Here is a 10,670-nt window from a genome sequence, read left to right as displayed (position 1 = left end):
TGGTTGAACCGCCGTGTACCGAACGGTACGCACGGTGGTGTGAGAGGTCGGGGATTTAATTAAAATCCCCTCCTACTCGATTACGTAACCTGGTGGTTACATACAATCACCAGAAACAGCGTCAGCTGCCTCTGGTGATGAGAAAGAGAGTATATTATAACTATCTGTGAAATAGATGTTTGATAAAGGAAAGAAGACTGAATCGATCTGAATTCATATAATCATTTACAAAATTGTCACAGTACATATAACGCTCTGTGCGAATCCATTCTGGCATGGAAAGTGTGTTCATGGAATTAGTATAAGTAGTGAATCTCATAATTCTCGCCTCCTTGTATTGTTTATCAGGAATGTTTGTATTTCCTTGATGTAATTATATTTTAGCACAAAAAATAAAAAATCATATGGCTTATAACTCTAAAAATGCAGCCTATATTATGTGCTGAAAGCACAAAAAACGAGACACGATAAACAAATTATGATAGAATAAAAAAGAGAAGTATACAGGCGTTACCGAAACGGGAAAAGGAGTGAACAACATGAGCTTTACCATTGAGGATATGATGCTGACATCAGAGAAACAATATGATATGAAGTTCCTGGCAGGAAGAAATGGCTGGTCTAATTCGATCAGTTGGGTGCACTTACTGGAGGATACCACGATTATACAGAACTTTTGGGGAAAGGAGCTGGCAGTAACCACAGGACTTGGTTTCCCGGAGCTTATCGACTGGATGCATCTGGCAAAGGAGTTGGTGCATCACCATTCTGCCGGCCTGATAGTGAATGTAGGACAATATATTTTGGAAATTCCGGATGAACTGAAGCAGTATTGTGACGAAAATGATCTGCCGCTTCTGACGGTTCCCTGGGAAGTGCATTTGTCAGATATGATCAAAGATTTCAGCATCCGGGTGTTTTTGCAGGACAGTGCAGACGAACAGATTGTATCAGCGTTGATTTCAGCGATCGAGGCACCGGATAATCAGGATGCATACCGAAAAGAATTGCTGCCTTACTTTGATGTGGATGGCAGCTTTCAGGTGATGCTTTTTACCTGCGAAGGACTGGATGCGATGGACACAGTGGAACGTAAGAAACTGTCCTATCGGATTCAGGTATATCTGGAGGAAATTACTCATAACGCCAGTTTTTTCTATTATAATTCAGATTTTGTGCTGGTGGCGAATGCAGTTCCAGAAGCCTTTATGCAAAGATTGGCTGAAGGAACGGTGCGCAGAGCGGAAAAACGAATGCCGGGATTGTCACTTTATGTGGGGATTGGCAGTCTGCGCATGGATATTTCACAGATGTCAGTCAGCTATTATCGGGCCAGAGCAGCAGCCAGAATCGCTATGAAAGAGAAGTGCTCTGTAGTGCAATTTGATGAGTGTGGTCTGAATCGTCTGCTGTATATGACTTCAGATCCGGATATTTTAAGGGAAATGGAAGAGGAGACACTGGCAGTGCTGGAAGCATATGATGAAAAACATCATGCCAGTTATGTGGAAACGCTGGAATGCTATCTCAGGCATAATGGGAGCATTCAGGCGGTGGCAGAAGAGATGTATACCCATCGCAATACGGTGTTATACCGTATCGGAAATATCAAAAAACTACTGAATACCAGTCTGGAGACACCGGAAGAGAGGCTGCCCTATCAGATTGCATTTTATATACGAAAGATGTAGGAATAGAACTTGCGGTGACAGAAAAACTCTTTTATAATGAAGCATGTAGCGACAGACAGGAAGGGAAGAGAAGAAAACTTCCTGCCTGTTCATTCGGCAAAGGAGAGACAGATATGGAGATCAGAGAAGAAGTCAGAAAAGTGAAAGCGGCAGCACCTCAGATGGCTGCATTATCGGAAACTCAGAGAAATCAGGCGCTACAGGCAGTATCTGATGCATTAGCTGCCAGAAAAGAAGAGATTTTTGCGGCAAATGAGGAAGACAGAAGGCAGGCAGAAAAAGAAGGAATCGCGGCTCCGGTATTGAAACGCCTGAAGTTTGATGAGGGAAAGCTTCATGATGTGACAGAAGGTATTCGTGACCTGATCGGATTAAAGGATCCACTGCGTCAGACGCAGCTGGCCAGGGAATTGGATGAGGGACTGACTCTTTATCGTGTTACCTGCCCAATTGGCGTGATTGGAGTTATTTTTGAAGCCAGACCGGATGCACTGGTGCAGATTTCTGCTTTGTGTATCAAGAGTGGAAACTGCGTGATTTTGAAAGGCGGCAGTGAAGCGCTCAGAACCAATAAGATTTTATTTCAGATTATACAGAAAGCTGCACTGGAGGCTGGACTGCCAGAGCATAGTATGTTGCTTCTGGAAGCCAGATCGGAGATCAGTGAACTGCTGGACTGCTATGGATATGTAGATTTGTTGATTCCAAGGGGCTCAAATCAGTTTGTACAGTATATTATGAATCATACCAGAATTCCTGTTATGGGACATGCAGATGGAATCTGCCACATTTATGTGGATAAAGAGGCAGATCTGAAAAAAGCAATACCAGTGATTCTCGATGCCAAGACGCAGTATGTGTCTGCCTGCAATGCGGTAGAGACACTGCTGATTCACAGGGCGATAGCGGAAAAATTCCTGCCGGAACTGGCAAAGGAATTGAAAGCACATGGGGTAGAATTGAAAGGTACCAGAGAAGTGCAGGAGCTGACAGGATGCGTAGAGGCAACGGAAGAGGATAATCGGAAAGAATATCTGGATTATATTGTATCGGCCAAAATAGTAGATTCTATTCAAGAGGCGATTGATCATATTAATACTTATGGATCACATCACACAGATTGTATCCTGACAGAAGACAGCGGGGCAGCAGAAGAATTCATGATGCTGGTGGATTCAGCGGGTGTTTATCAGAACTGTTCTACTCGATTTGCAGATGGTTACCGTTACGGATTTGGAGCAGAGGTGGGAATCAGTACGGGAAAACTGCATGCCAGAGGACCGGTGGGCCTGGAAGGCCTGGTCAGCTACAAGTATAAATTATTTGGAAATGGACATGTGGTAGGAGACTATGCCAGCGGAAAAAGAACGTTTCATTTTAAAGATCTATAGAATCCTGAGTAACAGGAACAGTAAAGGAGTATGAAGATAACATGGGAGAACAGTTAACGGAAAGCGATGTGAAAAAGATTCAGGAAGAGATCGAATATCGCAAACTGGTTGTGCGAAAAGAAGCACTGGAAGCAGTGAAAGAGGCCAGAGCGCAGGGAGACCTCAGTGAGAATTTTGAATATCATGCCGCTAAAAAGGATAAGAATATTAATGAGAGTCGTATTCGTTATCTGGAGAGAATGCTGAAAAATGCAAGAATCGTGTCAGATCAGTCACGTTCTGATGAAGTGGGATTAAATAATACAGTAGAAGTATATTTTGAAGATGAAGACGAGACAGAAACTTATAAGCTGGTGACCTCTATTCGAGGAAATTCCATGAAAGGAATGATCAGTATTGAATCTCCTCTTGGAAAAGCGATCCGTGGACATAAAGTGGGAGATCGGGTACTGGTAAAGATCAATGAAAATGCAGGATATTATGTAGAGATCAAAGCAATCAGTAAAGAGAATGATGACAGTCAGGATGAGATCCGTCGATTCTGAAAAACAGTAAATATGACGAAAAGGTATGCCTGAAATCCTTACAAAAAAATATGAAAAACACCTTTCTTTTTTGTTAAAATTGGTGTATGATAGTAAAAGATATACTATGTATTGGGGTGAACGGTATGATTTCTAATCAAATATTGCAAAATACGGTAGAAGGTTTGAAACAGATCAGCAGAGTGGAATTGGGAATTGTTGACACAGAGGGAAATGTACTGGCAGCTACATTCCCGGAGGCAGGAGATTTTTCAGAGCCTGCAAGAATTTTTGCAAATTCGCCTGCAGACAGTCAGGAAGTGCAGGGGTACCAGTTTTTTAAGGTATATGATGAGACTCAGCTGGAATATATCCTTCTCGCAAGTGGAAGTACAGATGACACTTATATGATCGGCAAGATGGCAGCATTTCAGATACAGGGGTTGCTGGTTGCTTATAAAGAAAGATTTGATAAGGATAACTTTATCAAGAATCTGTTATTGGATAACCTGCTGCTGATTGATATCTATAACAGAGCAAAAAAGCTCCATATTAATACAGATTCCAGAAGAGTGGTATTTATATTGGAGACAAATCATGAAAAAGATACAGTATCCATGGAGAGTATTCGGACGAACCTGGGAAATCGTTCTGGCGATTTTATCACAGCGGTAGATGAGAAGAGCATTATTGTGGTAAAGGAACTGGAAGAGTCTGATGGTAATGAAGAACTGGAGCAGACTGCTCGCATGATTATCGGCAGTCTGGAACCGGAGTTAAGAGAGATCGCACATGTGGCCTATGGTACGGTGGTGAACGAGATTAAGGAAGTCTCCAGATCTTATAAAGAGGCACGCATGGCACTGGATGTGGGAAAAATCTTTTTTGATGAGAGAAATGTGATTGCCTATAGTTCATTGGGAATTGGACGTCTGATCTATCAGCTGCCGATACCACTTTGCAAAATGTTTATCAAAGAAATCTTTGGTGGAAAATCGACAGATGATTTTGATGAAGAGACATTGACAACGATTAATAAATTCTTCGAGAACAGTCTGAATGTATCTGAGACATCCAGACAGTTGTATATTCATAGAAATACACTGGTATACCGCCTGGATAAACTTCAGAAGAGTACAGGACTGGACCTGAGAGTATTCGAGGATGCAATCACATTTAAGATTGCACTGATGGTTGTAAAATATATGAAGTATATGGAGACCACAGATTTTTAGGTAAAAAGAAAAGAAACGGGGGTTTGAGTATGGGAGCATACCAGACCCTCTTGTTTTTTATAGAAGGGAGCATATATGGAACAGAAAAATGAAAATGAAAAGTTTTTGAAGGGACTTTTCTGTGGAGTCTTTCTGGTACTGATCTGTATGGCGGGATGTTTGCTGCATCTGCAGTGGAAGATGACCAGACGTGCAGCAGTCAGCACAGGCTCAGAGAAGACAGAGACTTTGGATATGAATCTGAGTCAGGTAAAGAAAAAGACAGGAGAGATCGAAGAACTGATCAATGCCTATTATCTGGATGAAATAGATGGACAGAAAGTGGAGGATACGATGTATACCGGAATGGTGGCCGGTCTGGAGGATCCCTATTCTGTTTATTATTCAAAGGAAGAACTGGAGAGTATGGAGGAATCCATATCAGGAGCTTATTCTGGCATAGGAGCTACCCTTACCCAGGATCCGGATACCGGAGAACTGTCAGTCGTATCCTGCTTTGACGGAACACCGGCTCAGGAAGCAGGGCTGCAGCCAGGCGATGTGATCACCGGTTGGAATGGAAAGTCCGTAGAAGGAATAGAACTTTCGGAACTGGTATCGAAGATTAAGACGGATCCGGAGGAGCAACTGACTCTGGAAATAGAGCGGGATGGTGAGACTCTGGAAGTGGAACTGACCAGGCGGGAAGTACAGATCCCGACAGTGGAATATGAGATGCTGGATAACCAGATTGGTTATATCAGGCTGGTGGAATTTGATGAAGTGACGGCAGACCAGTTTAAGGAGGCCCTTGAGGATCTGGAGAACCAGAATATGGAAAAGCTGATCATTGATGTGCGGAACAATCCAGGCGGCGTGCTGCAGGTAGTGTGTGATATGCTGGATCAGCTTCTGCCGGAAGGTCTGATTGTTTATACGGAAGATAAGAACGGGAATCGGAAAGAGTATACGTCAGACGAAGAACATCAATTTACCAAACCGCTGGCGGTATTGGCAAATGAGAACAGTGCCAGTGCTTCAGAGATCTTTGCCGGAGCAATTCAGGATTATGGAATTGGAACCATTGTGGGAACTACAACTTTTGGAAAGGGAATTGTACAGAGAACCTTTTATCTGTCTGATGGTACGGGAGTGAAACTGACAGTGGCGAAATATTACACACCAAAAGGGCATGATATACACAAAAAAGGTATCACACCGGACGTGGAGATAGAATTAGATGAGGAGCTGAAAAATCAGTCCAGCATCAGTCATGAAGAAGATAATCAGCTTCAAAAGGCGATTGAGGTTCTTCAGGAAGAGAAGTAGCAGAGAAAAGAAATCTCTGACAAAAATCTGTTTCAGCCATGGCGATAAGAGCAAGTGCCCGTGCAAGTTCCTGGTCTGTAAAAGTATGGTCCATAATATACCTCCTGTAATGATGTTTGCTTCTAATTTCATTTTAGACACTCAGTGTCTAAAAGTAAAGGAGAGATCAAAGAATAATAGAAATCAATTGGGATGGATTAATCGAAATAGTAAATAGATTTAATGATTAAGTATCATTATGAGACAGCGGGTTTTTGGTTGACAAACAAAAATGCCGCTGTTATGATTTTTTCAGAGCAAAGGCGTTCGACCACAGGTGTAGAATGCCTTTTTTCATATAAAAAAGGATATAGAACATTGGAGGAGTGATTATTTATGAAGTATACCAGAGAAGATATTGTTCGCATGGTAGAAGAAGAAGACGTGGAATTTATCCGACTGCAGTTTACGGATATTTTCGGAACCCTGAAAAATATTGCCATTACGGCAAGTCAGCTGGAGAAAGCACTGGATAATCAGTGTATGTTTGATGGATCTTCGATTGAAGGGTTTGTAAGGATCGAAGAATCTGATATGTATCTGCATCCGGATCTGGGTACGTTTACCATTTTTCCATGGCGACCACAGCAGGGAAAGGTGGCCAGACTGATCTGTGATGTTTATCGACCGGATGGTATGCCATTTGAGGGAGATCCTCGCTATGTGCTGAAGAAAGTGATCAAAGAAGCAGCAGATATGGGATATCAGTTTGATGTAGGACCGGAATGTGAATTTTTCCTGTATCATCTGGATGATAATGGTCAGCCAACGACCATCACTCATGAGAAGGCAGGCTATTTTGACCTAGGTCCGGTGGACCTTGGGGAAAATGCCAGACGAGATATGGTGATGACACTGGAGGATGTGGGAATTGGAATTGAGGCATCCCATCATGAAGTGGCACCTGCTCAGCATGAAATCGACCTGAAGTATGGAGATGCATTGACGATAGCAGATAGTCTGATGACCTTTAAACTGGCGGTAAAGACTATCGCCAAGCGCCACGGTCTGCATGCATCCTTTATGCCGAAACCGAAGCAGAATATCAATGGATCTGGTATGCACATTAATATGTCTTTATCCAAAGATGGAGTGAATATCTTTGCGGATTCGGAAGACGAGAAAGAATTAAGCCAGGAAGCCTATTATTTCATGGGTGGACTGCTGAAATATATGAAGGGAATAGCGGCAATTACCAACCCGCTGATCAATTCTTATAAACGTCTGGTTCCAGGATATGAAGCACCGGTTTATATTGCCTGGTCCGCTCAGAACCGTACTCCTCTGATCCGTATTCCAGTGACAAGGGGGGAAGGACAACGCGTAGAACTGAGAAGTCCTGATCCGGCCAGCAATCCATATCTGGTGCTGGCAGTCTGCCTGGCAGCAGGACTGGATGGCATTAAGAATAAGATTGAGCCACCAGCCTGTGTAAATAGTAATATCTATGAACTGACAGAAGAAGAGAAGAAAAAAATCGGTCTGGAACGTCTGCCTGAGAATTTGAGTGAGGCAGTAGAAGAACTGGAAAAGAGTGAATTTATCTGCCAGATTCTTGGAGAACATATTGTAAAGAATTTCTGCAAGGCCAAAAAAGCAGAATGGGAAGAATATACGAATCAGGTAACCCAGTGGGAACTGGATCAGTATCTTTACAGAATCTGACAGCCCTGTTTTGGAAACTCAAGTCGAGCTGAAGTGAGACATGACTTTACAATAACAGGAGGTGCGTAAAAATGGCCAGTATCATTGTGGCTTTCCCAAAAGCGGAAGATGCGAAAAATATCAGGAATATTATCGTACGCAATGGATACCAGGTAGCAGCCGTCTGTGTCAGCGGGGCACAGGTACTGCAGGCCGCCGACAATCTGGGAGAAGGTATGGTCATCTGTAGTTATCGTTTCCGGGATATGCAGTATGATCATCTGAAAGAGTGCCTTCCCAGAGATTTTGAAATGCTTCTGGTTGCATCTGAGGAAATTCTGGATACCTGTGTGGCTCCGGATATTGTGCGGCTTTGCCTGCCGCTGAAGGTACATGATCTGATGGATACCATAGAGTTCATGCAGTCAGCGATCATCCGCAGGCAGAAAAAGAAGAAAAAGATGCCGAAGGTGAGATCTGAAAAAGAGCAGAAAATGATTGATGCAGCAAAGAAATTGTTGATGGATCGGAACAGTATGACAGAGGAGGAGGCACATCGCTATATGCAGAAATGCAGCATGGACAGCGGAACCAATCTGGTAGAGACGGCGGAAATGGTATTTGCATTGATGATGAATTAAAAGGAGATAAACAATTATGAAATTTACAAAAATGCATGGAATCGGAAATGATTATGTATATGTGAATTGTTTTAAAGAGACGGTAGAGCACCCGTCCGAAATGGCGATCAAAGTCAGTGACAGGCATTTTGGCATCGGTTCAGACGGACTGATTCTGATCAAACCATCTGAAGTGGCTGATGGAAAAATGGAGATGTATAACGCAGACGGATCTCAGGGAGCTATGTGCGGAAATGGAATCCGTTGTGTGGCCAAATATATGTATGACTATGGAATTACCGATAAGACCAGCATCAGTGTGGAAACCAAAAGTGGAATCAAATATCTGGATCTGACGATCAAAGATGGAAAAGTAGATACTGTAAAAGTTAATATGGGGACACCGATATTAAAGGCTGTTGATATACCGGTACGTTCTGAAAAAGAGAAGGTGATCGATGAGTCGGTCATGGTGGATGGAAAAGAATGGAAGATTACCTGTGTATCCATGGGCAATCCTCATGCCATCACTTACATAGATGATGTGAAGAATCTGGAAATTGAGAAGATCGGTCCGAAATTTGAGAATCATGAGATCTTCCCGGATCGTGTAAATACAGAATTTGTTCGTGTGATTGACCGGAATACTGTGGAGATGCGTGTCTGGGAGCGAGGCTCAGGAGAGACACTGGCCTGTGGAACCGGAGCCTGCGCCGTAGCAGTATCATCCATTCTGAATGGACTGACAGAAGAGGAAGTTACGGTTAAGCTTCTTGGTGGTGATCTGAAGATCTTCTGGGACCGGATTGAAAATAAAGTTTATATGACTGGAAGTGCCACAACGGTATTTGACGGAGAGATTGACCTTTAAGAAAATATGCAGCTGTTTGCAGAATGCGACAGTGAAGTGTAACATAGATAAAATTTCAGGAGAAAAAGACAATGGTAAAAGTAAATGACAATTATTTAAAACTGCCAGGCAGTTATCTGTTTTCTACAATCGGCAAAAAAGTAGCAGCATTTTCCACTGAGCATCCAGATAAGAAAATCATTCGTCTGGGGATCGGAGATGTAACCCAGCCTCTGGCTCCGGCCATTATCACGGCGCTTCACGGTGCAGTAGATGAGATGGCAGACGCAGCTACCTTCCATGGTTATGCACCGGATCTGGGCTATGAATTCTTAAGAAATGCTATTGCAAAAAATGATTATCAGGATCGTGGATGTGATATTGCAGCAGATGAGATCTTTGTATCCGATGGAGCAAAGTGTGACTCCTCTAACATTCAGGAAATTTTCAGTCTGGACAATAAGATCGCTGTTTGCGATCCAGTCTATCCGGTTTACGTGGACTCCAACGTTATGGCTGGCAGAACCGGAACATGGGATCCAAAGACGGAGACCTGGAGCGATGTGATCTATATGCCGTGTACCGCAGAGAACGACTTTGCACCGGAACTGCCAAAGGAGACGCCGGATCTGATTTACCTTTGTTTCCCGAATAACCCGACTGGTTCTACCATCAAGAAAGACCAGCTGCAGGTATGGGTAGATTATGCCAATAAAGTGGGGGCCATCATTATCTATGATGCCGCCTATGAAGCTTATATTTCCGAAGAAAATGTACCACATTCCATCTATGAATGTGAGGGAGCCAGAACCTGTGCCATTGAGCTGCGCAGTTTCTCCAAGAATGCCGGATTTACCGGAGTACGTCTGGGATTTACCGTAATCCCAAAAGAATTAAAGGCAGGAGAGACTAATCTGCATCCTCTCTGGGCGAGAAGACATGGCACCAAGTATAACGGTGCACCATACATCGTTCAGAGAGCCGGAGAAGCCGTTTATTCACCGGAAGGAAAGGCTCAGTTGAGAGAACAGGTAGCTTATTACATGAATAATGCCAAAGTTATCTATGAAGGTCTGAAATCTGCAGGCTATACAGTATCCGGTGGTGTGAATGCGCCATATATCTGGCTGAAAACCCCAGACAAGATGACCTCCTGGGAATTCTTTGATTATCTGCTGGAAAAAGCAAATGTCGTAGGTACTCCTGGATCCGGATTTGGACCAAGTGGAGAAGGATATTTCCGTCTGACTGCATTTGGCAGCTACGACAATACGGTAGAGGCCATTGAACGAATGAAAGCATTATAAGAACGCTTGTATAATTTTCAGAATCTGCTATACTAAGATTTTAGGAAATACGAGGAGGATA

At 43.1% G+C, this 10,670-nt stretch carries 10 protein-coding genes; 9 read left to right on the top strand and 1 reads right to left on the bottom strand.

Going from position 1 to position 10,670, the window contains the following annotated elements:
• Nucleotides 1-160: 160 nt before the first annotated feature.
• Nucleotides 161-319: a hypothetical protein gene (locus tag OCV47_RS10195; protein ID WP_262654979.1), complete on the bottom strand. Its 159-nt coding sequence runs from the start codon at nucleotides 317-319 to the stop codon at nucleotides 161-163.
• 220 nt (nucleotides 320-539) lie between these two features.
• Between OCV47_RS10195 and OCV47_RS10190 the strand changes: the two genes are divergently transcribed.
• From OCV47_RS10190 to OCV47_RS10150, 9 genes are all read left to right on the top strand, one after another.
• Nucleotides 540-1,691: a PucR family transcriptional regulator gene (locus OCV47_RS10190; protein WP_262654977.1), complete on the top strand. Its 1,152-nt coding sequence runs from the start codon at nucleotides 540-542 to the stop codon at nucleotides 1,689-1,691.
• A 113-nt stretch (nucleotides 1,692-1,804) separates the two neighbouring features.
• Entirely contained in the window at nucleotides 1,805-3,082 is a 1,278-nt protein-coding gene (locus OCV47_RS10185; protein ID WP_262654975.1) for a glutamate-5-semialdehyde dehydrogenase, read from the top strand.
• 41 nt (nucleotides 3,083-3,123) lie between these two features.
• On the top strand, nucleotides 3,124-3,627 hold the full coding sequence (greA, locus tag OCV47_RS10180; RefSeq protein ID WP_262654974.1) for a transcription elongation factor GreA: 504 nt from the start codon (nucleotides 3,124-3,126) through the stop codon (nucleotides 3,625-3,627).
• Between the two features lie 125 nt (nucleotides 3,628-3,752).
• Complete coding sequence (locus OCV47_RS10175) at nucleotides 3,753-4,841, top strand: PucR family transcriptional regulator (protein ID WP_262654973.1); 1,089 nt, start codon at nucleotides 3,753-3,755, stop codon at nucleotides 4,839-4,841.
• Nucleotides 4,842-4,916: 75 nt separating this feature from the next.
• Entirely contained in the window at nucleotides 4,917-6,149 is a 1,233-nt protein-coding gene (locus OCV47_RS10170) for a S41 family peptidase (protein ID WP_262654972.1), read from the top strand.
• A 375-nt stretch (nucleotides 6,150-6,524) separates the two neighbouring features.
• Nucleotides 6,525-7,853, top strand: a complete 1,329-nt coding sequence (glnA, locus tag OCV47_RS10165) for a type I glutamate--ammonia ligase (RefSeq protein WP_262654971.1) — start codon at nucleotides 6,525-6,527, stop codon at nucleotides 7,851-7,853.
• 71 nt (nucleotides 7,854-7,924) lie between these two features.
• Nucleotides 7,925-8,473 carry an ANTAR domain-containing response regulator gene (locus tag OCV47_RS10160; RefSeq protein WP_262654970.1) on the top strand — a complete coding sequence of 183 codons (549 nt, stop codon included), beginning with the start codon at nucleotides 7,925-7,927 and terminating at the stop codon, nucleotides 8,471-8,473.
• A 16-nt stretch (nucleotides 8,474-8,489) separates the two neighbouring features.
• A complete protein-coding gene (dapF, locus tag OCV47_RS10155; protein WP_262654969.1) occupies nucleotides 8,490-9,323 on the top strand; it encodes a diaminopimelate epimerase in 834 nt (277 codons plus the stop codon).
• 71 nt (nucleotides 9,324-9,394) lie between these two features.
• Nucleotides 9,395-10,609 carry an LL-diaminopimelate aminotransferase gene (locus OCV47_RS10150; RefSeq protein ID WP_262654967.1) on the top strand — a complete coding sequence of 405 codons (1,215 nt, stop codon included), beginning with the start codon at nucleotides 9,395-9,397 and terminating at the stop codon, nucleotides 10,607-10,609.
• Nucleotides 10,610-10,670: the final 61 nt, after the last annotated feature.

This window comes from Muricoprocola aceti (assembly GCF_025567005.1).
Taxonomy (GTDB): domain Bacteria; phylum Bacillota; class Clostridia; order Lachnospirales; family Lachnospiraceae; genus Marvinbryantia; species Marvinbryantia aceti.
The sequence above is the reverse complement of the archived record's forward strand: the minus strand, read 5'-3'. Positions and strand labels throughout refer to the sequence as shown.

What these genes read in the sequence shown, in the direction of transcription:
- glnA (WP_262654971.1), top strand. Translation starts at nt 6,525, where the DNA reads ATGAAGTATACCAGAGAAGATATTGTTCGCATGGTAGAAGAAGAAGAC.
- greA (WP_262654974.1), top strand. Translation starts at nt 3,124, where the DNA reads ATGGGAGAACAGTTAACGGAAAGCGATGTGAAAAAGATTCAGGAAGAG.
- OCV47_RS10170 (WP_262654972.1), top strand. Translation starts at nt 4,917, where the DNA reads ATGGAACAGAAAAATGAAAATGAAAAGTTTTTGAAGGGACTTTTCTGT.
- dapF (WP_262654969.1), top strand. Translation starts at nt 8,490, where the DNA reads ATGAAATTTACAAAAATGCATGGAATCGGAAATGATTATGTATATGTG.
- OCV47_RS10195 (WP_262654979.1), bottom strand. Translation starts at nt 319, where the DNA reads ATGAGATTCACTACTTATACTAATTCCATGAACACACTTTCCATGCCA.
- OCV47_RS10175 (WP_262654973.1), top strand. Translation starts at nt 3,753, where the DNA reads ATGATTTCTAATCAAATATTGCAAAATACGGTAGAAGGTTTGAAACAG.
- OCV47_RS10190 (WP_262654977.1), top strand. Translation starts at nt 540, where the DNA reads ATGAGCTTTACCATTGAGGATATGATGCTGACATCAGAGAAACAATAT.
- OCV47_RS10150 (WP_262654967.1), top strand. Translation starts at nt 9,395, where the DNA reads ATGGTAAAAGTAAATGACAATTATTTAAAACTGCCAGGCAGTTATCTG.
- OCV47_RS10160 (WP_262654970.1), top strand. Translation starts at nt 7,925, where the DNA reads ATGGCCAGTATCATTGTGGCTTTCCCAAAAGCGGAAGATGCGAAAAAT.
- OCV47_RS10185 (WP_262654975.1), top strand. Translation starts at nt 1,805, where the DNA reads ATGGAGATCAGAGAAGAAGTCAGAAAAGTGAAAGCGGCAGCACCTCAG.